This window comes from Nitratireductor aquibiodomus (assembly GCF_900105565.1).
GTDB classification, from domain to species: Bacteria; Pseudomonadota; Alphaproteobacteria; order Rhizobiales; family Rhizobiaceae; genus Nitratireductor; species Nitratireductor aquibiodomus.
On record NZ_FNSL01000001.1, the window covers coordinates 14,707 to 41,254 of the forward strand.

The 26,548-nt window shown below is 62.1% G+C and carries 26 protein-coding genes; 19 read left to right on the plus strand and 7 right to left on the minus strand.

The window, feature by feature from the left end; translation table 11 throughout:
* Positions 1 to 19: 19 nt before the first annotated feature.
* Together ampH and BLW55_RS00075 are read left to right on the plus strand one after the other, a co-directional pair.
* Complete coding sequence (ampH, locus tag BLW55_RS00070; RefSeq protein WP_090325793.1) at positions 20 to 1,174, plus strand: D-alanyl-D-alanine-carboxypeptidase/endopeptidase AmpH; 1,155 nt, start codon at positions 20 to 22, stop codon at positions 1,172 to 1,174.
* 311 nt (positions 1,175 to 1,485) lie between these two features.
* Positions 1,486 to 3,828 (plus strand): Tex family protein, encoded by a 2,343-nt coding sequence (locus BLW55_RS00075; protein ID WP_090325796.1) that lies wholly within the window; start codon positions 1,486 to 1,488, stop codon positions 3,826 to 3,828.
* Between the two features lie 21 nt (positions 3,829 to 3,849).
* Here the strand turns inward: BLW55_RS00075 and BLW55_RS00080 are convergent, their stop codons facing one another.
* The 6 genes from BLW55_RS00080 to hemB all read right to left on the minus strand — a co-directional run bounded on the left by BLW55_RS00080 (position 3,850) and on the right by hemB (position 9,839).
* Complete coding sequence (locus tag BLW55_RS00080) at positions 3,850 to 4,755, minus strand: DMT family transporter (RefSeq protein WP_090325799.1); 906 nt, start codon at positions 4,753 to 4,755, stop codon at positions 3,850 to 3,852.
* Between the two features lie 55 nt (positions 4,756 to 4,810).
* On the minus strand, positions 4,811 to 5,557 hold the full coding sequence (locus BLW55_RS00085; RefSeq protein WP_007007961.1) for an arginyltransferase: 747 nt from the start codon (positions 5,555 to 5,557) through the stop codon (positions 4,811 to 4,813).
* A 24-nt stretch (positions 5,558 to 5,581) separates the two neighbouring features.
* The gene (locus tag BLW55_RS00090) at positions 5,582 to 7,384 is read right to left on the minus strand and encodes an SLC13 family permease (protein WP_025031589.1); all 1,803 of its coding nucleotides are present in this window, start codon (positions 7,382 to 7,384) and stop codon (positions 5,582 to 5,584) included.
* A 190-nt stretch (positions 7,385 to 7,574) separates the two neighbouring features.
* Positions 7,575 to 8,153, minus strand: coding sequence for an RDD family protein (locus BLW55_RS00095; protein WP_052017348.1), 579 nt, complete (start codon positions 8,151 to 8,153; stop codon positions 7,575 to 7,577).
* Positions 8,154 to 8,265: 112 nt separating this feature from the next.
* Positions 8,266 to 8,733: an RDD family protein gene (locus tag BLW55_RS00100; RefSeq protein ID WP_007007958.1), complete on the minus strand. Its 468-nt coding sequence runs from the start codon at positions 8,731 to 8,733 to the stop codon at positions 8,266 to 8,268.
* A 74-nt stretch (positions 8,734 to 8,807) separates the two neighbouring features.
* Positions 8,808 to 9,839: a porphobilinogen synthase gene (gene hemB, locus BLW55_RS00105; RefSeq protein ID WP_007007957.1), complete on the minus strand. Its 1,032-nt coding sequence runs from the start codon at positions 9,837 to 9,839 to the stop codon at positions 8,808 to 8,810.
* A 157-nt stretch (positions 9,840 to 9,996) separates the two neighbouring features.
* Between hemB and BLW55_RS00110 the strand changes: the two genes are divergently transcribed.
* The 12 genes from BLW55_RS00110 to BLW55_RS00165 all read left to right on the plus strand — a co-directional run bounded on the left by BLW55_RS00110 (position 9,997) and on the right by BLW55_RS00165 (position 21,977).
* Positions 9,997 to 11,046, plus strand: coding sequence for an enoyl-CoA hydratase/isomerase family protein (locus tag BLW55_RS00110; RefSeq protein WP_090329832.1), 1,050 nt, complete (start codon positions 9,997 to 9,999; stop codon positions 11,044 to 11,046).
* Entirely contained in the window at positions 11,043 to 11,468 is a 426-nt protein-coding gene (locus tag BLW55_RS00115; protein ID WP_090325801.1) for a DUF6163 family protein, read from the plus strand. Before BLW55_RS00110 ends, BLW55_RS00115 begins: the two co-directional genes overlap by 4 nt.
* 212 nt (positions 11,469 to 11,680) lie before the next feature.
* Complete coding sequence (gene ldtR / locus BLW55_RS00120) at positions 11,681 to 12,196, plus strand: transcriptional regulator LdtR (protein WP_007007954.1); 516 nt, start codon at positions 11,681 to 11,683, stop codon at positions 12,194 to 12,196.
* A 282-nt stretch (positions 12,197 to 12,478) separates the two neighbouring features.
* A complete protein-coding gene (locus tag BLW55_RS00125; protein WP_007007953.1) occupies positions 12,479 to 13,732 on the plus strand; it encodes a L,D-transpeptidase family protein in 1,254 nt (417 codons plus the stop codon).
* A 158-nt stretch (positions 13,733 to 13,890) separates the two neighbouring features.
* Positions 13,891 to 15,207, plus strand: a complete 1,317-nt coding sequence (gene glyA / locus BLW55_RS00130) for a serine hydroxymethyltransferase (protein WP_090325804.1) — start codon at positions 13,891 to 13,893, stop codon at positions 15,205 to 15,207.
* Positions 15,208 to 15,242: 35 nt separating this feature from the next.
* Positions 15,243 to 15,701: a transcriptional regulator NrdR gene (gene nrdR / locus BLW55_RS00135; protein WP_025031595.1), complete on the plus strand. Its 459-nt coding sequence runs from the start codon at positions 15,243 to 15,245 to the stop codon at positions 15,699 to 15,701.
* Between the two features lie 2 nt (positions 15,702 to 15,703).
* A complete protein-coding gene (gene ribD / locus BLW55_RS00140; protein ID WP_090325806.1) occupies positions 15,704 to 16,807 on the plus strand; it encodes a bifunctional diaminohydroxyphosphoribosylaminopyrimidine deaminase/5-amino-6-(5-phosphoribosylamino)uracil reductase RibD in 1,104 nt (367 codons plus the stop codon).
* Positions 16,807 to 17,421, plus strand: coding sequence for a riboflavin synthase (locus BLW55_RS00145; protein ID WP_090325809.1), 615 nt, complete (start codon positions 16,807 to 16,809; stop codon positions 17,419 to 17,421). The genes ribD and BLW55_RS00145 overlap by 1 nt, the downstream gene beginning before the upstream one ends.
* 44 nt (positions 17,422 to 17,465) lie before the next feature.
* Positions 17,466 to 17,933: a 6,7-dimethyl-8-ribityllumazine synthase gene (gene ribH / locus BLW55_RS00150; RefSeq protein WP_090325812.1), complete on the plus strand. Its 468-nt coding sequence runs from the start codon at positions 17,466 to 17,468 to the stop codon at positions 17,931 to 17,933.
* Position 17,934: 1 nt separating this feature from the next.
* On the plus strand, positions 17,935 to 18,426 hold the full coding sequence (gene nusB, locus BLW55_RS00155) for a transcription antitermination factor NusB (RefSeq protein WP_065817708.1): 492 nt from the start codon (positions 17,935 to 17,937) through the stop codon (positions 18,424 to 18,426).
* A complete protein-coding gene (locus BLW55_RS00160; RefSeq protein WP_090325815.1) occupies positions 18,423 to 19,640 on the plus strand; it encodes an MFS transporter in 1,218 nt (405 codons plus the stop codon). The genes nusB and BLW55_RS00160 overlap by 4 nt, the downstream gene beginning before the upstream one ends.
* 204 nt (positions 19,641 to 19,844) lie before the next feature.
* Positions 19,845 to 21,977 carry a sodium-translocating pyrophosphatase gene (locus BLW55_RS00165; RefSeq protein ID WP_090325818.1) on the plus strand — a complete coding sequence of 711 codons (2,133 nt, stop codon included), beginning with the start codon at positions 19,845 to 19,847 and terminating at the stop codon, positions 21,975 to 21,977.
* Positions 21,978 to 22,065: 88 nt separating this feature from the next.
* On the opposite strand, the gene BLW55_RS00170 is transcribed toward BLW55_RS00165, so the two are convergent.
* Complete coding sequence (locus BLW55_RS00170; protein ID WP_025031200.1) at positions 22,066 to 22,587, minus strand: outer membrane protein assembly factor BamE; 522 nt, start codon at positions 22,585 to 22,587, stop codon at positions 22,066 to 22,068.
* Between the two features lie 125 nt (positions 22,588 to 22,712).
* Between BLW55_RS00170 and BLW55_RS00175 the strand changes: the two genes are divergently transcribed.
* The 5 genes from BLW55_RS00175 (at position 22,713) to BLW55_RS00195 (ending at position 26,395) form a co-directional block, all read left to right on the plus strand.
* Positions 22,713 to 23,261 (plus strand): ubiquinol-cytochrome C chaperone family protein, encoded by a 549-nt coding sequence (locus BLW55_RS00175; protein ID WP_090325821.1) that lies wholly within the window; start codon positions 22,713 to 22,715, stop codon positions 23,259 to 23,261.
* A gap of 3 nt (positions 23,262 to 23,264) precedes the next feature.
* Positions 23,265 to 23,816: a YceD family protein gene (locus BLW55_RS00180; protein WP_090325824.1), complete on the plus strand. Its 552-nt coding sequence runs from the start codon at positions 23,265 to 23,267 to the stop codon at positions 23,814 to 23,816.
* A gap of 110 nt (positions 23,817 to 23,926) precedes the next feature.
* Positions 23,927 to 24,982: a phosphate acyltransferase PlsX gene (plsX, locus tag BLW55_RS00185; protein ID WP_090325827.1), complete on the plus strand. Its 1,056-nt coding sequence runs from the start codon at positions 23,927 to 23,929 to the stop codon at positions 24,980 to 24,982.
* Between the two features lie 9 nt (positions 24,983 to 24,991).
* Positions 24,992 to 25,963: a beta-ketoacyl-ACP synthase III gene (locus BLW55_RS00190; RefSeq protein ID WP_090325830.1), complete on the plus strand. Its 972-nt coding sequence runs from the start codon at positions 24,992 to 24,994 to the stop codon at positions 25,961 to 25,963.
* A 108-nt stretch (positions 25,964 to 26,071) separates the two neighbouring features.
* Positions 26,072 to 26,395 carry an integration host factor subunit alpha gene (locus BLW55_RS00195; protein WP_065817701.1) on the plus strand — a complete coding sequence of 108 codons (324 nt, stop codon included), beginning with the start codon at positions 26,072 to 26,074 and terminating at the stop codon, positions 26,393 to 26,395.
* Positions 26,396 to 26,548 lie beyond the last annotated feature (153 nt).

Below are 26,548 nucleotides of genomic sequence, written 5' to 3' on the forward strand. Positions count from 1 at the left end.
CAGAATGAGGAGGGGTGAGATGCTGCACTGGAACGGAAGGGGTCTTCGGGCTGTCGCGTTTGCGCTGGCTGGATCGGTCGGTCTGGCGCAGTCCTCTTTCGCAGAGGACAGGGTGCTGAGCGATGCGGTCGATTTCTCCGGCCAGGTGCTCTATCTGCAGACCGACGTGCCCGGCCTCGTGATCGGCGCGGTGCGCAATGGCGAGACCGCGGTGTTCGGTTTCGGTGAAACAGCGAAAGGAAACGGCAAGACGCCGGACGGCGACACGCTGATGCGCGTCGGCTCCGTGACCAAGGTTTTCACCGGTGCCGTTCTGGCGAGCCTTGTCGCCGATGGTTCGGTGAAATTCACCGACCGGCTGCAGGACCGCCTCGGCTGGGACGTGACCGTTCCGGTGGTGGACGACAAGCCGATCCGCCTGATCGATCTGGCAACGCACACCTCGGGCCTGCCACGCGAAGTCGACCGGGAGCCGGGGCCGGAGAATGATCCTTTCTCCACACTGACGAAAGAGACCTACGAGAAGGCGCTTGCCGGGGGCGTGCAGCTCTTTCCGGCGGGGACCGGCGGGCTCTACTCCAATTTCGGCTTTGATATGCTGGCCGCTGCTCTCGGCTCTGCCGCAGGCAAGCCCTATGATGGGCTGCTTGCCGAGCGGGTGCTTGAGCCGCTCGGCATGACAGACACGACTTTTGCACCGTCCGAGAATGACCGCGACCGGCTGATGCAGGGGCATAATTTCGATGGCTCGCCACTGCCAGATGTGCCCAACACGCCGGTCATGTCCGGGGCGAGTGGGCTCTATTCAACCGCCAACGACATGGTGAAGTGGCTAAAATGGCATCTTGACCGTTTTTCGCCGGAAATGGCGGAGATGCGGTTTCTCGACCAGGCGGCCTATGTGCAGCGCGATGCGCTCGATCCCACCTATGGGTTTGACGAATCCGGCCACATGGACGCGATGGGCCTTGGCTGGATCGTGATGCAGCCGGAGGGCGATCGCCCGCTGATCCTGCAGAAGGCGGGCGGCCTGCAGGGCATGTTCGTCTATCACGCTTTTGCCCCGACGCGCGGGGTGGGGGTGTTTGTGGCGATCAACGAGTTCGATTTTTCTGCCTCCATGCTGATGGCGGAGGTGGTGAACGGCCTGATTTCCGACCTCGCTCCGCGTTGAGGCGCGCGCCGGTATGATCGCCGGCATGAGCTTCGTGCGTCCTTCGACAAGCTCAGGATGAGGGAGGATGGAGCGCGCCATCAAGGTGGACGTTGCGAGCACTTCCTCCCTCGGTCAGAGAAGTCGAGCTCTTCCTTCTTTTCCGAGAGGTCGAGCTCCATCCTCCCTCATCCTGAGCTTGTCGAAGGACGCACTCCCTCTCAGCGCACATTGTCCCTTCACGTCCGCGATTGTGGAAAAGCGCTTCTTGTGAGCGGCAGGCTGCGGCGAATGACACTATCTTCGCCGCACCAATCGATTCAGGAAATTCCATGTCCGCAGACGCCAAACGCATTGCCGCCCTCATCGCCACCGAGATCAGCGCTCGTCCGGAGCAGGCCGAGGCTGCCATCGGCCTCCTCGATGAGGGGGCGACCGTTCCGTTCATCGCGCGCTACCGCAAGGAGGTGACCGGCGGGCTCGACGACACGCAGCTTCGCACCCTCTCCGAGCGGCTCTCCTATCTGCGCGAGCTCGATCAGCGGCGCGACACGATCCTCGGGTCCATCCGCGAGCAGGGCAAGCTGACGCCGGAACTGGAGACAAAGATCGCCACAGCCGCCACCAAGGCAGAGCTTGAAGACATCTATCTTCCCTACAAGCCCAAACGGCGCACCAAGGCGCAGATTGCGCGAGAGCGCGGGCTGGGGCCGCTGGCAGAGGCCATTCTGGCAGACCGCTCGAAGGTGCCGGCGGATCTCGCAAAGGACTATCTGGGCGATGAGGTGCCGGATGAAAAGGCCGCGCTGGAGGGCGCGCGCGACATACTGGCCGAACAGTTTGCGGAAAACGCCGACCTGGTTGGAAAACTGCGCAACCACATGAAGGAGCGCGCGGTGCTGCGCGCCCGCGTGGTTGAGGGCAAGGAAGAGGCGGGGGCCAAGTTCTCCGACTATTTTGATCATTCAGAGCGCTGGGCGGGCGTACCGAGCCACCGCGCACTGGCCATGCTGCGCGGTCGCAACGAGGATGTTCTGGCGCTCGATCTGGAAGTGGATACGGACGACACTAGCCCGTTGAAACCGGCCGTGCGCATGATCGCGGCAGCCTACGAGATCGGCGGAACGCTCCCCGGCGATCAGTGGCTGATGGAGGTGGCCGGCTGGACATGGCGTGTAAAACTCTTCCTGCATCTCACCCTCGATCTGATGCGTGATCTGCGCGAGCGGGCCGAGGAAGAGGCGATCAACGTGTTCGCCCGCAATCTGAAGGACCTGCTTCTGGCAGCCCCCGCGGGCACCCGCGCGACGATGGGGCTCGATCCCGGCATCCGCACCGGCGTCAAGGTGGCGGTGGTGGATGCCACGGGCAAGCTGCTCGACACGGAAACGGTCTACCCGTTCCCGCCGCGCAACGATCTGCGCGGCGGCCAGGCGGCGCTTTCGGCATTGATCCGCAAGCATGGCGTCGAACTCATCGCCATCGGCAACGGAACGGCCAGCCGCGAGACGGAAAAAATGGTTGCCGACATGCTCTCCGACATGCCGGCACCCAAACCGCTCAAGGTGGTGGTGTCTGAGGCGGGGGCCTCGGTTTATTCGGCATCACCCACGGCAGCGGCTGAATTCCCCGATCTCGACGTGTCGCTGCGCGGGGCTGTCTCCATCGCGCGCCGCCTGCAGGATCCGCTGGCGGAACTGGTGAAGATCGAACCCAAATCCATCGGCGTCGGCCAGTATCAGCATGATGTGGACCAGTATCGTCTGGCAAAGGCGCTCGATGCGGTGGTGGAAGACGCGGTGAACGCGGTGGGCGTCGATCTGAATACGGCTTCCAAATCGCTTCTGGCGCGGGTTTCCGGCCTTGGTGAATCGATCGCCGAGGCGATTGTCGCGCATCGTGATGCCAATGGCGCGTTCTCCAGCCGCAGGGAGCTTCTGGAGGTGGCGCGGCTCGGACAGCGTACCTTCGAGCAATGTGCCGGCTTTCTGCGCATCCAGAACGGCACAGAGCCGCTCGACGCGTCATCCGTCCACCCGGAAGCCTATGGCGTTGCCCGCAAGATCGTCGCCTCATGCGGCCGCGACGTGCGCGCGCTTATGGGCGATGCCGGTGCGCTCAAGGCGCTCGATCCACGTGTTTTCGTGGATGATCGCTTCGGTCTGCCGACGGTGCGTGACATCATTTCCGAGCTTGAGAAACCCGGCCGCGACCCGCGCCCGGCCTTCCGCACGGCGACGTTTGCCGAGGGGATTGACGACATCAAGGATCTGAAGCCGGGCATGAGCCTCGAAGGCACGGTGACCAATGTCGCCGCCTTCGGCGCCTTCGTCGACATCGGCGTGCATCAGGACGGGCTCGTGCATGTCTCGCAGCTTGCCGACCGCTTCGTGAAGGATGCTCATGAGGTGGTGAAGGCCGGAGACGTGGTGAAGGTCCGGGTGCTTGAGGTGGACATCAAGCGCAAGCGTATCAGCCTTTCCATGCGCAAGGATGGCGGCAGCGCAGCTGGGGCCGGCGCAGGCGCAGGAACCGGTGCCGGTCGACCGCGCGATCAGGGCAAGCCCGCCCGTGCCGCGATGCCTCGCAATGGTGGCGGCAAGCCGGGCGGGCGTGGCAGTGAACCGCAGGGCGCGCTGGCCGCAGCGCTCGCTCAGGCCATGAAGAAGAAATAAAGGGCGTTCGTCATTCCGCCCTCACAGCGGGTGACGCACCACGCCCTGCGCCAATCGCCGCTTGCGGCCTGAATGGAGTTGCCACAGCGAGTGCGCGACCAGTGTGACGATGAGGATCGTGCCGCCGATGAGGGTGGCACGGCTCGGTACCTCGGAAAAGATCAGCCACACCCAGACTGGCGCCAGTACCGTTTCGAGTAGATAGAACATCGCCACTTCCGGGCCTGAAATGTATTTCGGGCCGTTGGACAGGCAGAAGAACGAGATGGGCATGATCACCGCGCCGTTCAGGATGATCCACCAGGGCGCTTCGATGCGATAGCCGGTTCTGGCTGTCATGATCGCGGCCACAAGGCAGGGAAGCGCCACCGCCACGAGTGCGGCAAAGCCCATATCGCGACCGCTGCCGCGTGTGATGGTGATCGCGGTGGCGAGCAGGAATGCGGCGCTCAGCGCCATCACATCGCCGAACAGATTGCCGGCCCCGATGCCGCCGCCGACGATGATCAAGACACCGATCATCATGACCCCCATGGCCATCAGCGTGGCGGGTCTTGGTCTTTCCTTGAGAAACAACCATGAGAGAAGCGCGGCAAACATGGAGTTGAAGGCAAGAATGAACACAAGATTGGCGGTAGAGGTGTTGTAGACGGCGGTGATGAAGCAGAGTGCCGAAAGCGCATAAAGGGCGGCGACCACAAGGCCCACGCGACCGGGTATGAGCGGCGGGACATTGCGCGTAAAAAGCCGCCATACGAACCATACGATAAGCGCCACCGCGACCGTCAAGGCGCTGCGCACCATCAGGATCGGCCAGGGGTCGCCATCGGCCAGCCGGATCAGCGGAATGTCGATGGTGAGCGCCATGCCGCCAAAGGCGGTCAGCGCAAGTCCCTTGGCGTGGGAAGATGGCGAGGGAGTGGGCATGAAGGAGCCTTCCGGGACGGCGTGTCGGATGCAGGCGGGTGCGGTGGTGCGACCTTCAGTCGACGCGTTCCCACCCCTGCGGGCCCAGGTGCTCCTGTGGCTTGAAGCGCACCTTATAGGCCATTTTGCGCGAGCCATTGACCCAGTAGCCGAGATAGACATGCGGCAGGCCGGCGGAGATTGCACGGTTGATATGGTCGAGGATCATGAAGGTGCCGAGCGAACGGTCGGTAAGCTCCGGATTGAAGAAGGAATAGACCATCGACAGCCCGTCTCCCATCGTATCGGTAAGGGCCACGGCCATCAGCTCGCCTTCGCCCTTGCCGGTGATGAAACTGTCGGGTCCGCGGCGTCGATATTCGATCACCTGCGTGCTTACATGGGTATCTTCCACCATCATCGCATAGTCGAGCACGGTCATGTCCGACATGCCGCCTTTCTTGTGGCGGGCGTCGAGGTAGGAACGGAACAGCGTGTACTGTTCGGTGGAAGGTTCCGCATCATGGGCGGTGCCGATGAGGTCGGCATTCTGCCTGAGGATGCGCTTCATGTTCTTCGTCGGCTGGAACTCCTGTGCGAGGATGCGTACGGAAACGCAGGCGCGGCAGGTTTCGCAGGCGGGGCGGTAGGCGATGTTCTGAGAGCGTCGGAAACCACCCTGGGTAAGCAAATCGTTCAGCTCGGGTGCCTTGTCCCCGACCAGATGGGTGAAGACCTTCCGCTCGAATTGCCCTTCCAGATAAGGGCAGGGTGAAGGCGCGGTTAGAAAGAACTGCGGCGATTGGGCGGGTTGCTGCGTCATGTCGGTAGGGCGTCACTCCTGATCCTAAAGCCCATAATACCATGGCCCGACAAACGAAAACGTCAACCAAATTATCGCCACCAGTGGCATGCCCGCCTTGATGAAATCGCGGAACGAATAGTGGCCGGGGCCCATGACCATCAGGTTTGTCTGGTAACCGATCGGCGTCGCGAAGGAGCAGTTGGCGGCAAAGATCGTCGCCGCAATGAACGCCTCCGGTGGTGCGCCTATGGCGGTTGAGATGCCCAGTGCGATCGGGGTGAACAATACGGCGGTGGCATTGTTGGAGAGGAAATTGGTCAGGATGGCGACCACCGCGAAATAGCCCGACAGGATGATTGCGGGGGACTGGTCCTGAAGTGCCGCCACCGCTCCGTCGGCGATGAGCTGTGCACCGCCCGTGCGTTCGAGCGCTGTGGCGGCGGCGATGGCCGAGCCCACCAGAAGGAAAATCTGCCGGTCAAAGGCGCGGCCAGCCTGGGCAAGGGTCAGGCAACCCGTGGCAATCATGGCGAAGGCGCCGGCAACCGCCGTGGCGACGATCGGAGCGATGTCGAGCGCTGCGGTAACGACGATCCCGGCGAAAATGACAAAAGCGATCCAGGCCTTGCGGCGCTGGGGAACCGGTTCGGCAGACCATTCAAGGACAAGAAGATCGTGGCTCTCGCGCAGGTCCTCGAAGGCGCGGTCGGTGCCTCCCACGAGAATGGTATCGCCGGGTTCAAGCCGGATATCGGAGACCGGCGTGCGTCCCATCCGGCTTTTGCGCTGCACACCGAGCATGTGGACACTGTGTTCGGTCTCGATGCCGGCGTTGCGGATCGTACGCCCGGCGTGGCGCGAACCCGGCGGGATGACGGCTTCGGCAATGTGATAATCGGGACCGACGGCTGCGGTTTCCGATTCGGAATCGGCAATGTGACCCGCCGCGCCGTGCGAGAGCGCCTGGGTGAATGCACGGCGGGTGGCCGTCACCATGAGACGGTCGCCTTCCGACAGAACCACGTTCTCGAAGGGCGGGTGAAAGCTCATCCCGCGCCGGACGATAAGGCGCGGCGTCAGGTCGCCGAGCCCCTGGAACAGTCCGGCTTTCGATTCCTTGCCGATGAAGGGATGACCCGGCACGATGCGAATCTCGCCGATGAACTGCGTGCCGGACTGCATCTGCCGGAAGGTCTTTTCGCTGCTTGAATCGCGCAGGATGCGCGGCATCACGAAAAAGACATAGAGCGCACCGGCCGCCGCCAGAAGCAGGCCGGGCATGGTGATGTCGAAGAAACCGATCGTCAGGCCCGCCTTGCCGGCGACCCCGGCCACCAGAAGATTGGTTGAGGAGCCGATCAGCGTCGTCATGCCGCCCAGAATGGTCATGAAGGAAAGCGGCATCAGCGCCTTGGAAACCGGGAAGTTGCGCTGTGCGGCGAAGACGATCAGCACCGGAATGAAGATGACCACCACCGGCGTGTTGTTGAGGATCGCGCTCAGCATCGCCGCCGTGATGAGCGTGATGATGATGGTTCGCGTGCTCGAACTGCCAGCGGATTTCGCGAGAATACGTGCCGGCTTGTCGAGTGCGTCGGTGGCAAACAGGCCCTGACCCACTATCAGGAGTGCCAGAACCGTAGCCAGCGCGGGATTGGCGAAGCCCGACAGGAGTTCTTCGGGCGGCAGGCCTCCGGACGCCTCATAGGGGATGAAAGCGAAGAGCGCCAGAAAGGCGACGAGGCTGCCAAGAGCAACGATCTCCAGCGTAAAGCGCTCGCTGACATAGGCGGCGACGGTTGCGAGAATGATCGCGTAGGTCGCCCAGAGATGGAAATCGGCCATTCAGGTCCCGCTGCTTGAGACTGTCCCCGCAGGCGACGGTCTGCGCCTGCTCATCGTTGAGGAGAATAAGCACGGGCAGGCGCGCCGCAAGCATGGATTTGTCTCACGCCGACAAAAGGCGGGCAAATGAGAAGGGCAGGGCACACCGCCAGCGAAAGAATTTTGCTTGCTGGATGCGGCCCGTGTGCGGTCAGCGCTTTGCGGCCGGAAGCAGGTTTTCGGCTGACCCCTGTATGACGATGTCGAGCAACCGGTCGTGGAGCATCTGCCGGTTGGACAGGACAAAGGGGGCCAACAGGATAAGTGGTGTGAACACGGTAAAGGTCGCCAGGAACAGAAGGAGATGGGCAATCCCGTAACGCCCGGTGATTTTGCCGTTGTCGAGCCTTTCAAGCCGTAGCCCGACAGCGCGCATGCCGAGTGTCGCCTGGCGGCGCCCGCCCAGCGTGACGCACACATAGACGACGACAATCGCCAGCGTGGCCAGTGAGGCAAGGCCCGTAGAAAGCGTGTAGAACGCATCGACGCTCTGCTGCGAAAAACCGTGCGCCAGGCCTCCATCGGCCCCCGCTATCCCGGTCAGGTTCTCCATCAGCATCCTCGTGGCAACGGTCAGCATGAGGGCCAGCGCCGCGTAAAGCGCATAGTCGATGAGGAATGCCAGCACGCGCCGGACGTGGAGCCATCGACCCTGCCGCAGGGAAATGTCAATTGCCCGGCTGTCAGGGAGCGCTTCTTCTGGATGGTATTCTTCAAATCTGTCGGTCATGAAATCGCTCGTAATATCGTTGATGCCCTGAAAGACATCACGATATCGGGATATCACGACCGCATAAATCTAAAGTCGATGACGGCGTTAAAGATACAACTTTTAAGAGTATTTAACTGGAGCGGACGACAACGGTGCCCAGGAGCAGGTCATGGACCGTGCGCTTGTGGTCGAGGAACAGGCTTGCCAGAAGGATGAGCGGGGTCAGAATTGCGTTGCCGGCCCAGAAAAGAACCGTGTGAACCACCGCAAGCAGCGAATCGACACGCCCGCCATCAAGGCGCGCAAGCCGGATATCCATGAACTGCATGCCGAGCGTCGCCTGACTGCGCCCGCCGAGCGTGATGGCGACATAGAGGAGGGCGGTCAAAGGCGCGAGAATGCCGAACAGAAGCCAGCCGAGGCCCAGCGTCATGACGCCGAGCAGGGCAACGATGATCGCAACGGGGATCATCATCAATCCGATCAGCAGATAGTCGATAAAGAACGCGAGGATACGGCGCGTGCGGACACCGCGGTAAAGATAACCGTCGTCCTGTGCATTATCGAGAATTTCGCCGTCGAGGGGCTGGGCTGTCATAAACGATCCTCTTTCGATTGGTTCATGACAGAGATGGGGAACCTGGCGCGCGCTTCAAGCTTTCCAGCGCGAAATCAAAGCAATTCGGCCATTTCGGGCGCGAAATAGGTGAGAATCCCGTCACAACCGGCGCGTTTGAAGGCGAGGAGGCTCTCCATCATCGCTCTCTCTCCGTCGATCCACCCATTGGCTGCTGCAGCCTTGATCATCGCGTACTCGCCGGAGACCTGATAGGCAAAGGTCGGAACAGAAAATGTGTCTTTCAGGCGGTGGACGATGTCCAGATAGGGAAGCCCGGGCTTCACGATAAGCATGTCCGCCCCTTCCAGAAGATCCTGCTCGGCTTCGCGCAACGCTTCGTCACTGTTGGCGGGATCGATATAGTAGGTCTTCTTGTCTCCCTTCAGCAGCCCGCCCGTGCCGATGGCTTCGCGGTAAGGGCCGTAGAAGGCGGAAGCGAATTTGGTCGCATAGGACATGATCGCGACGTTCTGGAAGCCGTTCTGGTCGAGCGCATCGCGGATCGCGCCGATACGGCCGTCCATCATGTCGGAGGGCGCGATTATGTCGGCACCGGCCGCGGCCTGACCGACGGCGGCCACGGCGATCTGGGCGACCGTCTCGTCGTTGACGATCTCGCCATCGCGCAGGATGCCGTCATGGCCGTGGCTGGTGAAGGGGTCGAGTGCAACATCGCTGATGATGCCGATCTCCGGCACCGCCTCCTTGATGGCGCGGGTAGCCCGGTTGATCAGATTGTCCGGATCGAGGCTGTGGGAGCCGGTCTCGTCGCGGCGCGCAGGATCGATATTGGGGAAGGTGGCGATCGCGGGAATGCCGAGCCTTGCCGCACGCTCAGCCTGCCTCACCGCGTGATCGACCGTATGCCGCATGACGCCGGGCATGGCCTCTAGCGGCTCCTGCCGGTTCTCACCCTCCATGAGAAACAGCGGCCAGATCAGATCATCGACCGTAAGATGGTTCTCGCGCACCAGCCGGCGCGACCAGTCGGCCTTGCGGGTGCGACGCAGGCGGCGGCTGCCTGTAATCTCATCGACGCTGCGGCGTGTGGCGGGGCTGTTCATGGTGCGGGAAAACTTGTTCACGGCTTCGACTCCAGTATGGCGCCTCTCTATCACGCAGGCGAAACGGGTCCAAGTGTACGTCCGGCGTCCTGTGGTCGCATCCGCTTATAGCATTGACGGCCCGGGTAGCGGCGAATAATCACCTAGTGAGGCTTGCTGTTTCTGCAACGATTTGGGGGTGCCCGTGAACGTCGATTTCGGTGGCGCTGGAGATATCCTGTTCGAACAGGTCGGGCGTGCCGGCATCGTGACCCTTTCCCGGCCGGCATCTCTGAATGCGATCAATCATCGCATGATCAGCGCGCTTGCGCGGGCGCTTTCTGCCTGGGAGGCGGACAGCGCGGTCGAGCGTGTCATTATCCGGGGAGAGGGACGCGCCTTCTCGGCAGGGGGTGACATCCTGGATGTCTACCGGGCCGGCCTTGAAGGCCGGGCCAGTCCTGATTTCTTCGCCGACGAATATCGGCTCAATGCCGCGATTGCCCGTTTTCCAAAACCCTATGTCGCGCTGATCGACGGTATCGTGATGGGTGGCGGCGTCGGCGTCTCCTGTCACGGCTCCCATCGTGTGATGACGGAGAATGCGGTTTTCGCAATGCCCGAAGTAGGGATCGGTTTCTTTCCCGATGTGGGCGGCAGCCATCTTCTGTCGCGCCTGCCGGGCGAGTTCGGCATGTATCTGGCCCTGACCGGCAATCGCATTCGCCGCGGTGATGCCTGTGCGGCGGGGCTGGCGACCCATTCGGTCAATGCCGGGCAAATGCCGGCGCTCATGCAGGCATTATGCGAAAGCGACAGTGTGGATGGGACGCTCTCCGTGTTCGGCGGCGAGGCGGAGCCGCAGACGGACGAGGGCGTTCTGCATGCGATCGCGCGCCATTTCTCCTTCGGCAGCCTGCCCGAAATTCTGGAATCGCTTGCCGGCGATCAGGACGAATGGGCACAAGGCACTCTTGCCACGATCGAAAAACGCTCGCCCACCAGCCTTCATGTCGCGTTCCGCCAGGTGCGTGCGGGCGCGATGCTGGAGATGGACGCGTGCATGAAGATGGAGTACCGCATCCTCAACCGGATGCTCGCCGGGCATGACTTCTATGAGGGCATTCGCGCCGTCCTCGTTGAAAAGGGCAGCACGCCCCGCTGGAAGCCTGAAACGCTGGGCGACGTTCGGGAAGAGGACATCGACGCCTATTTCGCACCACTGGCCGACGGGGAACTGACGCTGTGAATGGTGAAACCCTGTCGGGCATAACGTCCACCCGGCCGTCTCAACTCGACAGCCTCTATTTCGGGTTTCACCGGCTGATTGCGATCGCCTGCCTGATCATGGGGCTTTTTTACTGGGTCCGGCTTCTGGGCTTCTATCCCGGTCTTATGTGGCGGTTCGACCTCATGCCGGTCCACTGGCAGGTCGCAAGCGTCATTCTCGCGGTCATCTATCCCTTTGCTTCGGTTGGCCTCTGGCTGGTCGCGCCGTGGGGCGCGGTCATCTGGTTTTTGTGCGCGGGTGCGGAAGTGGTGATGTTTGGCGTATTGCCTGATCTTTTCGGACACAACTACCCGCTGATCGGCTTTCATCTTGTGGTGGCCGTTGTCTATGCGGTCCTGCGTTTCGCCCGCTACCGGAGCAGACGCCGGGCAATGCTGTAGCCCCGTTTCGTTTCCGCAACCACTGCTTCTCTCAAGCTTTCATCGAATGCCCGCAGCCCGGTTTACCGGCTGTTAGCCGTGTTTGCAGGGTCGGCTTTTGTAAGGCGTTGTTAAGGCTAGTGTTTAAGTCGAATTTTAGAAGCATTCGATAGGGTCAGGCCAAGGTGAGACAAAAAACAAAAATCACCGGCGTCAAACGAGAGGCTTTAGTTATGAATACTTCGCGACCCGCGGCGAAACCTGCCGCTACGAATGACGAACGCAAAGATGCACTGCGTTCTCTTTATCTTGAATCTCTCCAACTCGTGGAGCGACTGCACCGCCGTCTGCTCGACGTGATCAAGGACGAGTTCGAGCGCAACGGACGCAGCGACATCAACGCCATCCAGGCATTGCTGCTCTTCAATATCGGTGACACCGAACTGACGGCTGGCGAGCTGCGCTCGCGCGGCTACTATCTCGGCTCCAACGTCTCCTACAACCTCAAGAAGCTGGTTGATCTCGGCTTCGTCAACCACCAGCGCTCGCGCGTCGACCGTCGTTCGGTGCGCATCAGCCTGACGCCCAAGGGCGCCCAGGTCGCCAAGGTGGTCGAGGGGCTCTACAACCGCCACATCGGCTCCATCGAGCAGGTCGGCGGGATTAGCCCCGACGAGTTCAGCCAGATGAATCGTGCCCTGCAGCGGCTGGACCGCTTCTGGAACGACTCGATCGCATACCGTATGTAGTCTCACCTTGATCACCTGGCTGCGCGCCGGTGTGCAGCCAATGAAGGCCGGCGTGGCGGGACGCCGGCCTTCACGCGTTTGTTATCGCGCTCAAAGTGACGCACGGTCACGTTAAGGTCATAATCCGGTGGAATGCAGCCTCATGGAGGCCGCGCGGTGCGTCTTGCGCCGATTTCTGATCAGGGTTCGCGGATTCTTAACGCAGTCGCGGCATGTATGGCTGCAGGACTGCATGCAGTACCCTGGAAGGGGCTGACGAGCCAAGAGAGCACGGATACGCGTATGAAGACGAACCGCCGCATGTTTTTAACCGGTGCCGGTGCAGCTGCAACGGCAGCGATGACCGGAGCCGCCAGTGCCCAGGACCTGATCGAGGCGATCATCCGTTCGCCTCGGCGCGGCGCCTGGAACGATCAGTTTGATGCGCGGGCAAGCAGTGGCGGCAAGGTGGCGTCCAACCTCCCCATCTTCAGCCAGGAAACGGTGTCCTATGTCGAGCGCGCGATCATGGAGTATTCCAGCATCGCCTCGCAGGGTGGCTGGCCGCGCGTTCCCGATGACAAGAAACTGGAGCTGGGCGTGGTCGATCCCAATGTGGAGATCCTGCGCCGCCGGCTGATGATCTCGGGCGATCTTTCGCAGCGCGCGGGCATGTCGCAATCGTTCGATTCCTATGTGGATGCTGCCGTGAAGCGCTTTCAGGCCCGCCACGGCCTGCCGGCCGACGGTGTGACGGGGCGTCATACCTTTGCCGCTCTCAACGTTCCCGCCGCAATCCGCCTTGGCCAGCTCGAAACCAATCTCGTTAGGCTGCGCTCCATGTCCGGCTTCCTGGGCGACCGTTATGTGGTGGTGAACATTCCCGCTGCCGAAATCGAAGCGGTGGACAATGGCCGTGTGATGCTGCGCCATACGGCGATCGTCGGCAAGGTCGACCGCCAGACGCCGATCCTGAATTCCAAGATCAACGAAATCATCATCAATCCGTACTGGAACGCGCCGGTTTCGATCGTCCGCAAGGACATCATCCCGCTGATGCGCAAGAATCCGAACTATCTGACGGACAACAATATCCGCCTGATCGCGCCGGACGGCAGCGAAGTGGATCCGCTGACGGTGGACTGGTCGACGGATGACGCGGCCAAATACCGCTTCCGCCAGGATCCGGGCCGGATCAACGCCATGGCGTCGATCAAGATCAATTTCCCGAACCCGCATGCGGTCTACATGCACGATACACCGCAGCAGGGTCTGTTCCGCGATCTCGACCGGTTTTATTCGTCGGGCTGCGTGCGCGTTCAGAACGTGCGCGACCTGGTTACCTGGCTCCTGCGCGAGACCGACGGCTGGGACCGCCGGCGCATTGAGCAGACGATCCAGAACGACGAGGATGTCCGGGTTTCGCTCAACAATCCTGTTCCGGTCTATTTCACCTATATCTCGGCCTGGTCGACGGGCGATGGTGCCGTGCATCTGCGCGACGACATTTATGCACGGGACGGAGCGAGCGAGTTGCAGATTTCGACTGCGCTCTGACCGACACAGCCATGATGAATTGCCGCAGCCGCCCGGAAACGGGCGGCTGCTTCGTTTCCGGAGGATAAATTTTCGCCGTCAGGCGTGGTGACGGCGGGGGAAAAATGCTAGATGCGCCACTTCCGCATTTGATCCATCATCGAAGGGAACACACCGCCATGGCAATTGCGACCGCCGCCGCTTCCAACGAGACCGACGCATTCTTCACCCGGCCGCTCGAAGACAGCGACCAGGACATCTTCTCCGCAATCCAGCAGGAACTGGGCCGCCAGCGCCACGAGATCGAGCTGATCGCCTCGGAAAACATCGTCTCGCGCGCCGTGATGGAGGCGCAGGGCACGGTCCTGACCAACAAATATGCGGAAGGGTATCCGGGCAAGCGGTATTATGGCGGTTGTCAGTATGTCGACATTGTCGAGGAACTGGCCATCGAGCGCGCCAAGAAGCTTTTCGGCTGCGAGTTCGCCAATGTGCAGCCCAATTCCGGTTCGCAGATGAACCAGGCCGTGTTCCTGGCGCTCCTTCAGCCGGGCGACAGCTTCATGGGCCTCGACCTGAATTCGGGCGGTCATCTGACGCACGGTTCGCCAGTCAACATGTCCGGAAAATGGTTCAACCCGATTTCCTATGGCGTGCGCAAGGACGATCACCTGCTCGACATGGACGAGGTGGAGCGCCTTGCAAAAGAGCACAAGCCGAAGCTGATCCTCGCCGGCGGCACCGCCTATTCCCGCGTCTGGGACTGGAAGCGTTTCCGCGAGATCGCCGACGAGATCGGCGCCTGGCTGATGGTCGACATGGCACACATCGCCGGCCTCGTTGCCGGTGGCCAGCACCCGTCGCCGCTGCCGCACGCCCATGTGGTCACCACCACGACGCACAAATCTCTGCGTGGCCCGCGCGGCGGCATGATTCTGACCAATGACGAAGCATTGGCGAAAAAGTTCAATTCGGCCGTGTTCCCGGGCCTGCAGGGCGGTCCGCTCATGCATGTGATTGCCGCCAAGGCGGTTGCGCTGGGCGAGGCGCTGCAACCGGACTTCAAGACCTATGCACGCGACGTGGTGGCGAATGCCCGTGCTCTGGCCGAGAGCCTGAAGGAAACCGGTCTCGATATCGTGTCGGGTGGTACCGACAACCACCTGATGCTTGTGGACCTGCGCCCCAAGAACGCGACCGGCAAGCGCGCCGAGGCTGCCCTTGGCCGCGCCAACATCACCTGCAACAAGAACGGTATCCCGTTCGACCCCGAAAAGCCCTTCGTCACCTCGGGCATCCGTCTCGGCACGCCGGCGGGCACCACGCGCGGCTTCGGCACGGCCGAGTTCCGCGAAATCGGCCATCTGATTGCCGAGGTGCTCGACGGTCTCAAGGCGGCGAACTCGGATGAGGGCAACGCCCAGGTCGAACAGGCTGTGAAGGACAAGGTGATCGCACTGACCGAGCGCTTCCCGCTCTACCCCTATCTGGGGTAAGCAGTCACGAATGGATTCGTGAACAAGGGCCCGATATGCGCTGTCCCTACTGCCAGTCGGAAGACACACAAGTGAAGGATTCCCGCCCCGCCGAAGACGGGGCGGCGATCCGGCGACGGCGCGCCTGTCCCGATTGCGGCGGGCGTTTCACCACTTTTGAGCGCATTCAGTTGCGCGATCTGGTGGTGGTCAAGCGGTCGGGCCGCAAGGTGCCGTTCGACCGCGACAAGCTGATGCGCTCCTTCGACATCGCACTTAGAAAGCGCAATGTGGAGCCGGAGCGCGTGGAACGCGCGGTCACCGGCATCGTGCGCCAGCTCGAAAGCTCGGGCGAGACGGAGATCCCCTCCGACGACATCGGCCTGCTTGTCATCGATGCTCTGAAGGCGCTGGATGACGTGGCCTATGTGCGTTTTGCTTCGGTCTACCGCAATTTCCGCGAAGCCAAGGATTTTCAGGACGTGCTGGGCGAGCTGAAGGGCAAAGAGGACTGAGGATGGAGAGCGGGCCGGCAAGCGAGCTCGACCGGCGGTTCATGGCGGCTGCGATCCGGCTGTCGCGCCGCAATCTCGGTCTGACCGGCACCAATCCCTCCGTTGGAACGCTGATCGTGCGCGATGGACGCATCGTCGGCAGGGGCGTCACCGCGATTGGCGGGCGCCCGCACGCCGAGCCGCAGGCGCTGGCGGAAGCCGGCGAGGCGGCGCGTGGCGCAACGGCCTATGTGACGCTCGAACCCTGCGCCCATCACGGCCGCACACCCCCTTGCGCCAATGCGCTGGTGTCCGCCGGCGTTACCCGTGTGGTGGGGGCGGCGAGCGATCCCGATCCGCGCGTGAGCGGCAGGGGCTACGCCATCCTGCGCGAAGCGGGCATCGAGGTGGTCGAGGGTGTGCTGGCCGAAGAGGCGGCCGACATGCTGCGTGGGTATCTCACGCGATCCGAGAAGAAACGGCCGGAAGTGATTCTCAAGCTTGCCATATCCGCCGATGGCATGATCGGGCGGACAGGCGAGGGACAGGTCGCGATCACCGGCCCCGCGTCGCGCCGGCAGGTGCACATGATGCGCGCCGAGAGCGACGCGATTCTCGTCGGTATCGGGACGGCGCTGGCGGACGATCCGTCGCTGACCTGCCGGCTGCCGGGACTTGAACATCGCTCGCCGCTGCGCGTCGTGCTCGACCGGGCGACCAGACTGCCCGTGCAGTCCGTTCTGGCTCAGACCGCCCGCGATGTGCCGGTGCTGATGACGGCGGCGGAAGATTGCGCCCCGGAGCGCCGAAAGGCTCTGGCCGAGGCGGGCGTCGATTTTCTCGGCGTCGAGCTCCATGACGGCGAGATCGCGCTGCCGGAGTTCCTGGAAGATCTGGCGGCGCGCGGAGTCCTCACCCTCATGGTGGAGGGGGGAGCCTTCACCGCCCGCATGTTCCTTGCGGAAGGGCTGGTTGACCGGCTCGCACTCTTTACTGGGCCATCGAAAATCGGCCCTGGCGGGATTGCCGCACCGGTCGATCGCGACCATATCCCGGAAGGTTTTTGCCTGCTGCGCGAGGCGCGGTTCGGCGACGATGTGTACCTGGAATATGTGAAAGGCGACTGATGTTCACCGGCATTGTCACGGACATAGGCGTGGTGCAGTCCGCCACCCCGCGCGACGAAGGGGTGCTGTTGCGCATCGAGACCAATTTCGATCCCGAGACCATCGATATCGGTGCGTCCATCGCCTGTTCGGGTGTCTGCCTCACCGTGGTGAAACTGCCAGAAGCGGGCGCGAACACGCGCTGGTTCGAGGTGGAGGCGTGGGAAGAGGCGCTGCGGCTGACCACGGTTTCCGACTGGCAGCAGGGAGAGCGCATCAATCTGGAACGCGCGCTAAAGGTGGGCGACGAACTGGGTGGACATATCGTCTCGGGTCATGTGGACGGCATGGCTGAAATTGTCGAGCGCAGGGATGAGGGCGAGGCCGTTCGCTTCGTGCTTGAAGCGCCGAAGGAACTGGCGAAGTTCATTGCGCCGAAAGGCTCGGTGGCGCTGGACGGCACGTCGCTCACGGTCAACCGTGTTGACGGCGCGCGGTTCGATGTTCTGCTCATTCACCACTCGCTTTCCGTCACCACCTGGGGAGAGCGAAAGGTGGGCGACCGGGTGAATATCGAGGTCGATACGATGGCCCGTTACGCCGCACGTCTTGCGGATGCCGCCAAAGAGGCTTAAGGCAGCGCTCTCATTTTAGAGTTTATGCCGTGTGGAGAATGTCCATGGCCGATGCGCGCGCCTTTAGGCTGCTGATCGTCGAAGCCCGTTTTTACGACCATCTGGCCGATGGTCTTCTTGAAGGTGCAAAGGCAGCACTGGATGCCGCCGGGGCTGCCTATGATGTGGTAACGGTTCCCGGAGCGCTCGAAGTGCCTGCAGCGATTGCCTTTGCGGCGTCGGGCAATGGCGGTCCGCTTTATCATGGTTACGTGGCGCTCGGCTGCGTTATCCGCGGCGAGACCTATCATTTCGATGTGGTTGCCAATGAATCGAGCCGCGCGCTGATGGACCTCGCCGTGCGGAAGAATCTCGCTATCGGCAATGGCATCCTGACCGTCGAGAACGAAGCCCAGGCGCTTGCCCGCATCGAGAAGAGCGAGGGCACCAGCGGCGAAAGCATGGGCAAGGGATATTTCGCCGCCGAAGCGGCACTGACGATGATTGCGCTCAAACAGCGCATGGGAGCTTGATGTGACCGAACCGACCGCAGACGGCTTTCGCCCGGCCAACAAACGGGGTTCAGCCCGCCTTGCAGCCGTTCAGGCGCTCTACCAGATGGATGTGGCGGGCACCGGCCTGCTTGAGACCACCGCAGAGTACGAGCTTTTCCGCCTTGGCAAGGAGATCGACGGCGAGCTTTACCGCGATGCCGATCCGCAGTGGTTTCGCGCCATTCTGTCGGGCGTTGTCGAGGACCAGAAGACGATCGACCCGGTGATCCGCAAGGCGCTGACGGAGGACTGGCCGCTTTCGCGTCTCGATTCGACGCTGCGCGCCATCCTGCGCGCCGGTGTCTACGAGCTTACACGGCGCAAGGATGTGCCGGTGGCCGTGATCGTTTCGGAATATGTGGACATCGCCAAGGCATTCTACACCGAGGACGAGCCGAAGCTCGTCAATGCCGTGCTCGACCGGGTTGCCCGGCGCAGCCGCAATGAGGGCAGGGGGAAAGACCCGGAATGACCGGCACGCGCGATGATCTGTACCGCGAGGCAAAACGCACCGCTCTGATTCTTGCCTCCGCACAGGCCATCGTCGGCTCCGCTGCCCCGATCGCCATCTCCATGGGCGGTCTCGCCGGTTTCTATCTGCTCGGCAGCGACAAGTCGCTCGCAACGGCTCCCGTAACGGGGTTCAATGTCGGCATCGCGCTTGGCGCGCTTCCCGCTGCCGCCCTGATGCGTGCTGTCGGCCGCCGCAACGGCTTCATGGCCGGCGGTCTGGTGACGGCGAGCGGCGGTTTCGTTGCTGCGTCAGCCCTTTTCCAGAACAGTTTCTGGCTTTTCGCCTTCGGTCTCCTGCTTGCAGGCATCGGCAATGCGTTCCTGCAGCAATACCGCTTTGCAGCAGCGGACAATGCGCCCTCGGATTTCAAACCAAAAGCCATATCCTGGGTGCTGGGCGGCGGCGTCTTTGCCGCGATCATTGGCCCGCAGACCGTGATCTACACACGTGACCTGTTCGCACCGATCCAGTTTGCCGGCGCTTTCGCCGCTCTGGTGGTGCTCGGCCTCCTGGGGTCTTTCATCCTCTCCTTCCTTCGCCTGCCAAAGGAAGCCCCTTCAGCAGCGCTTGACAGTCACGAGCCGGCCCGGCCGCTGTCTCAGATTCTCCTGCAGCCGCGTTTTCTGGTTTCGCTCTTTTGCGGCGTCGCCTCCTACGCCCTGATGAGCTTCGTGATGACGGGTGCGCCGCTTGCCATGGTGGGCTGCGGCTTCACGCCTGACGAGGCAACACTTGGCATTTCCTGGCATGTGATGGCGATGTTCGCGCCGAGTTTCATCACCGGCCGGCTGATCGCGCGCTTCGGCAAGGAAACCATTGTGGCTACGGGGCTTGTGACGCTCATTGCCTGCGCCATCGTGGCGTTATCGGGCATCGAGCTATGGCAGTTCTGGACGGCGCTGATCCTGCTTGGCATCGGCTGGAACTTTGGCTTTATCGGCGCAACGGCGATGGTGGCCGAGTGCTACCGGCCATCGGAAAAGAACAGTGTGCAGGGTGTGCACGATTTTCTGCTCTTCTCGACCACGGCCTTTGCCTCGCTGATGTCGGGCCAGATCTACAATGCGTTCGGCTGGAACATGCTCGCCTGGATCGTGATTCCCGTCGCCGGTTCGTGCCTTCTTGCGCTGGGTGTCATGGCTCTCAACCGCCGCTCCAGACAGGTCGCCTGACACGCAACCCCTTGAGAACAGGGCGTCGGCGGCCGCGCCGGCGCATCCCTGCGACAAATTATCCCTACACAAGCTTGACGTGTCCGCGCGGCTTCGCCCAAGCTGCGCGCATTGGGCCGGGAGGGGCGCGAATGCCGCCGGCCTTTTCAGCGTGACCCGGGAGGGGGTTCCAGTCGCGGGTCGAAATCAAGGGATAGATTGGCAATGAACATGCTTTACGTGGTCATCGCCTGCGGTGTGCTTTCCATACTCTATGCCATCTGGGCAACCCGGTCGGTGCTGGCCGCCGATCAGGGCAATGCACGCATGCAGGAAATCGCCGGTGCCATCCGGGAGGGGGCGCAGGCTTATTTGACAAGGCAGTACACCACTGTCGCCATTGTCGGTGTCGTGGTCTTCATTCTCGCATGGTGGCTTCTGAACTCCGTGGCGGCCATCGGCTTCCTCATCGGTGCGGTGCTCTCGGCTGCCGCAGGCTTCATCGGCATGCACGTTTCGGTGCGCGCCAATGTGCGCACGGCGCAGGCGGCATCCAACAGCCTCGCCGCCGGCCTCGACATCGCCTTCAAGTCCGGTGCGATCACCGGCCTGCTGGTGGCGGGTCTCGCGCTGCTGGGCGTGTCAGTCTATTTCTGGGTTCTTACAGGGCCGCTCGGCCATGCGCCGACAGACCGTATCGTCATCGACGCGCTGGTGGCGCTCGGCTTCGGCGCGTCGCTCATCTCCATCTTCGCGCGTCTGGGCGGCGGCATTTTCACCAAGGGTGCGGATGTCGGCGGCGATCTGGTGGGCAAGGTGGAAGCGGGCATCCCGGAGGACGATCCGCGCAACCCGGCCACCATCGCCGACAATGTGGGCGACAATGTCGGCGATTGCGCGGGCATGGCTGCCGATCTGTTCGAGACCTATGTGGTGACGGTCGTCGCCACCATGGTGCTCGCTTCGATCTTCTTCACCGGCGAAGTGGCGTTGACGCTCATGCTCTTCCCGCTGGTTATCGGTGCTGCCTGCGTGGTGACGTCGATCATCGGGACGTTTTTCGTCAAGCTCGGCTCCAACAACTCCATCATGGGCGCGCTCTACAAGGGGTTTTGGGCAACTGCCGTACTTTCGGTCGTCGCACTTGGCGGCATTGTCTGGGGGTGGCTCGGCGGTTCGACCGCCTTTTCGGCAAGCAATGGTTCCGAATTCACCGGAACGTCGCTCTTCTGGTGCGGCGTTGTGGGGCTCGGCGTGACCGGCCTCATCATCTGGATCACCGAATATTATACCGGTGTCGGCTACCGGCCGGTGCGTTCCATCAGCCAGGCATCGGTGACCGGCCATGGCACCAATGTCATTCAGGGCCTGGCTGTCTCGCTTGAGGCGACGGCGCTTCCAGCCATCGTCATCATCGCCGGCATCATCCTGTCGTTCAATCTGGCAGGCCTGTTCGGCATCGCCATCGCGGTGACGACCATGCTGGCACTGGCAGGCATGGTGGTGGCGCTCGATGCGTTCGGTCCGGTGACGGACAATGCCGGCGGCATCGCCGAAATGTCAGATCTGCCGAGCGAGGTGCGCCAGACGACCGACGCGCTCGATGCGGTCGGCAACACCACCAAGGCAGTGACCAAGGGCTATGCCATCGGGTCTGCCGGTCTCGGCGCGCTGGTGCTCTTTGCTGCCTATACCGAAGACCTGAAGTTCTTTGCCGCGAATGCGGAGCCGGGCACCTTCTTTGAAGGCGTGAGCGTCGATTTCTCGCTCTCAAACCCCTATGTGGTTGTCGGTCTTCTCTTCGGTGGTCTGTTGCCGTTCCTGTTTGGCGGGCTTTCCATGACGGCGGTCGGCCGTGCTGGTGGTGCGATCGTGCAGGAAGTGCGCCGGCAGTTCCGCGAGAAGCCGGGCATCATGGAAGGCAGGGAAAAGCCCGACTACGGCGCGGCGGTCGACCTTCTGACCAAGGCCGCGATCAAGGAAATGATCGTGCCTTCGCTTCTGCCGGTGCTCTCGCCGCTGGTTGCCTTTGCGGTTGTTTATGCCATTGCCGGGAAAAGCGAAGCTTTCTCCGCGCTTGGCGCCATGCTTCTGGGTGTCATCGTGACCGGGCTGTTCGTGGCAATCTCCATGACCGCCGGTGGCGGCGCCTGGGACAATGCCAAGAAATCCTTTGAGGATGGTTTCGTGGATGCAGACGGCACGAAGCACGAAAAGGGTTCGGAGGCGCACAAGGCTTCCGTGACCGGTGATACGGTGGGCGATCCCTACAAGGACACGGCAGGACCTGCGGTGAATCCGATGATCAAGATCACCAACATCATTGCGCTCTTGATGCTGGCCGTTCTTGCGCACTGAGAAGTAGGCAAAGTCTGCACCGGTTGCAAAGAAAAAGCCCGCGAGCATGGCTCGCGGGCTTTTGGTGTTGCCTGAGATCTGTGATCGGTCAGCCGCCGCCGCCGAAGAGGCCCGCCGGCGGGCCGCCCTTCGAGGCACCGGCGAGAATCTGGCCGATAAAGGTCTGTTCCTTGCCGCCTGTCGGCGTGGTGCGTGAGATGAAATCGAACACCTTGCCGTCTTCCATGCCGTAATGGGCGATTTTCGAGACACGCTCGTCATCGCCGAAATAAACGGCGAGAACCTGCTGCTCGACGAGACGCGGACGCATGAAGGCGGCCCCGCGCACACGTTTCTGGGAGATGTAATAGAAGGCTTCGTTGTCGAAGGTCGCCGTTGTCGACGGCGAACCAAGCGCCAGAAGCACCTGTTCACGGCTCGAGCCGACGGGAACGAGTTCCAGCGCCTGCTCGTCAATGACATAGCCCTGGGTCAGCGTTTCGCGCGCATCCAGCGTGTTGGCGACATTGCAGCCGGACAACACAGCCGCTGCGCCGGCAAGACCGGCAGCCAAAATTGTGCGTCCGACAGGATAACTGTTGATTTTCTTCACCTGCAACGACATCTCCATAGCGTCCCCGGCGCGAAGGCTTTCGAGCGAAAGCCCTTGTCCCCGCCGGCAAAACGGGTAAACCAGCTTAAGCGCCGATGCAACCTGATCCTGTCCCAAACCAGCCCCGAGGGAGGGCATTTCTCATGTTCCAGAAGCTGTTTGGCTTTGGGCAGCGTTCGCGCCGTGTGGTCATCGACGGCTTGTATGAACGAATCGTGGCGGCCTCGCGGCAGCCTGTCTTTTATGCACGCTGGGAGGTACCCGATACGCCGCTCGGTCGCTTCGAGATGATTGCTCTCAACATGATACTGTTTCTGCGCCGGGTGCGCGATGAGGAGAGCGCAGTCGTCCGCGAGGTGGCGCAGGAGGTCACCGACGTCTTCTTCGCCGATGTGGAGCATGCGATTCGCGAGCTGGGAATCGGCGATCTGGGTGTACCCAAGCGGATCAAGAAGCTGGCACGCATGTTTTACGGCCGTGCTGCCGCCTATGGCGAAGCGATTGACGCGGGCGATGTGGAAGCGCTGGCCGCAGCCCTGCGCCGCAACATTCGCCCGGACTCCGAGGGCTGGACCGGTGCCGAGCCGATTGCGCGATACGCGCTTGCCGCTGCGGCGTCGCTCGAAAGCCAGCAGACGGAACGCCTGATCGCGGCCGATATTGCATTCCCTGATGCTAAAAGGGAGAATTGAGCCATGCCTGAAAAGAAGAAAACGCCGATCTCGCACGAGGTGAACGTCCATCGCCTTGCGCGCAAGGGAATGACGGTCTCCATCAAGGCAGACGAGGCCGAGCGCAGGGCGCTGGCGGAAGAGCACGATCTCCTTTCCGTCGAGCGTTTTGCAGCAGAGCTCACCGTGCGGCCCTGGAAAGCCGATGGCGTGCGCATCACCGGCACGGTTGAGGCTGACATCACCCAGGCCTGTGTGGTGACGCTGGAGCCGGTCTCGAGCCACATCGAGGAAGATGTGTCGGCGATGTTGGTGCCGGAAGGATCGCGGCTCGCCCGCAACGAAGTGGAGGGCGGCGAGTTCGTGCTGGACGCGGAAGGCCCGGATATGCCTGACACGTTTCACGGCAGCATCATCGACGTCGGTGTGTTGGCGGTGGAGTTCTTCACGCTCGGCATTGACCCCTATCCGCGCAGGCCCGGGGCTGTTATGGAGGCTGCCGAACAGCATGAGGATGCCCCAAAAGAGGCCGGGCCCCTCTATGAGGGCCTGCGAAAGCTCGGACAAAAGTCCTGAATTGCACGAAGAAGGCGCGAAACGAGGTTGTGCCACCGGCCAAAAACGCTATTTTCGCCGCACATTTGAGCCGATACCGGCGCCCGATCAACCATTGAGGCACATCACGCGTGGTACGCATTTCGATTGACGCTATGGGTGGGGATCATGGTCCCGAGGTCACGCTGCGTGGCCTGACCAAGGTCATCGAACGGCGTCCTGACGCCCGATTCCTGATCTATGGCCGTGAAGACACCGTTTTGCCGGTGCTCGACGGCTTACCCGTCCTCAGGGATGTGAGCGAGTTCACGCATTGCGAGGTTGCAGTGCGGATGGACGACAAGCCGAGCCAGGCCCTGCGCCAGGGCCGCTGGAAGTCGTCCATGTGGAAAGCCATTGAAGCGGTGAAAAACGGCGAGGCGGATGCCTGCGTCTCCGCCGGCAACACCGGCGCGCTGATGGCGATGTCGAAATTCTGCCTGCGCACCATGGCCGATATAGAGCGGCCGGCGATCGCCGCGATCTGGCCGACCATGCGCAGCGAAAGCATCGTTCTGGATGTGGGCGCGACGATCGGCGCTGATGCGCAGCAACTGGTCGACTATGCCATCCTTGGCGCCGCCATGGCCAATGCGCTGTTCGATCTCGACCGACCGACGGTCGGCCTTCTGAATGTGGGGGTCGAGGAAATCAAGGGTCAGGAAGAGGTCAAGGAGGCCGGGCGCATGCTGCGCGAGGCCGCGCTCAACACGATGCGCTATGAAGGCTTCGTGGAGGGCGACGACATCGGCAAGGGCACCGTCGACGTGGTGGTTTCGGAAGGCTTTGCCGGCAACATCGCGCTGAAAACCGCCGAGGGCACGGCGCGACAGATTGCCGGCTATCTCCGCGAAGCCATGAGCCGTACGCTGATGGCGCGCATCGGCTATCTCTTCGCACGCGGCGCATTCCAGCGCCTTGGCGAGAAGATGGACGTGCGCAAGGTGAATGGCGGCGTCTTTCTCGGCCTCAACGGCATTGTTGTCAAAAGCCATGGCGGGGCGGATGCGGAAGGTTTTGCTGCCGCCGTCGAGCTTGGATATGAAATGGCGCGCAGTCACCTGCTCGACAGGACGCGTGCTACCCTGGACCTTTATCACGCCCGCAAGCCGCAGGTGGCTGCTGGCGCTGCAGCCGTGAATGAATAGGACGCTGTAATGACTAGATCCGTCGTGCGTGGCATTGGCTCTGCTCTGCCGCGCCGCATCATGAAGAACGCGGAGTTCGAGAAACTGGTCGATACAACCGACGAGTGGATCGTTCAGCGGACCGGCATTCGCCAGCGCCACATCGCCTCGGAGGACGAGACGACGGCATCGCTGGGTGAGGCGGCAGCACGCGCGGCTCTCGACAGCGCCGGCCTGACGCCGGCGGATATCGACATGATCATTCTGGCGACTTCGACGCCCAACAACACCTTTCCCGCGACTGCTGTCGAAATCCAGGAGCGGCTCGGCATGTCCGGCGGCTTCGCCTTCGATATGCAGGCCGTCTGCAGCGGCTTCGTCTACGCCATCACCACCGCCGATCTTTACATTCGCGGCGGTCAGGCAAAACGGATGCTGGTGATCGGCTCCGAAACCTTTTCGCGCATTCTCGACTGGAACGACCGCACCACCTGCGTGCTCTTCGGCGACGGGGCCGGCGCAGTGGTCCTCGAAGCTGAGGATGGTGAAGCGGCACTGGAACAGCGCGGCGTCATCGCCTCGTCGCTGCGTTCCGACGGCAGCCAGCGCGACAAGCTCTACGTCGATGGCGGCCCGTCGACCACCTGCACGGTGGGGCACCTGCGCATGCAGGGGCGAGAAGTCTTCAAACATGCCGTCGGCATGATCATCGACGTGATCGAGGACGTTTTCGACAAGGCCGGCATCACCGCCGAGGACATCGACTGGTTCGTCCCGCACCAGGCCAACCGGCGCATTATCGACGCTTCGGCCAAAAAACTCGGAATTGCCGAGGAAAAGGTCGTGGTGACGGTGGACCTGCATGGCAACACGTCTGCCGCCTCGGTGCCGCTGGCGCTTTCTGTGGCTGTCGAGCGTGGCCAGATCAAGAAGGGCGACCTGGTGCTTCTCGAGGCCATGGGTGGTGGTTTTACCTGGGGCGCGGTGCTGGTGCGCTGGTAGTGGAAGCAAATCACGTGTATCGTCCTTGACCGTTGCAAAGCATTTTTTGTAACGTCAGCGCCGCGTATTGAAATCACAAGCATTTTCAAGATCTGGATGGGTAGCCCTATGGGGGGAAAGACACTGACGCGTGCCGAGCTGGCTGAGGCCGTCTATCGGAAGGTCGGACTGTCACGAACCGAATCCGCTCAGCTTGTCGAAATGGTTCTGCAGGAAGTCTGCGACGCGGTGGTTCGCGGCGAAACGGTGAAGCTTTCCTCTTTTGCCACCTTCCAGGTGCGCGACAAGAACGAGCGCATCGGCCGCAACCCCAAGACCGGCGAGGAAGTGCCGATCTCCCCGCGCCGGGTGATGACCTTCAAGGCCTCGAACGTTCTCAAGGACCGCATTCTCAAGGCGCACCAGGCAAGGCGGATGCGCAAGAGCGCCTGAACGCCCTGCGCATTTTGCAGTCAGGTGGAATCACCTGACGTCAGCACAAATGCAGGAAATCAGGCAGATAGAGCGGAGCGGCGTTTCCGTGAAACGGTGAACCACTCTGGCGGTCTGGAGCAGGGCTGAACGGTTTTTTCTGAACCGCGAAGT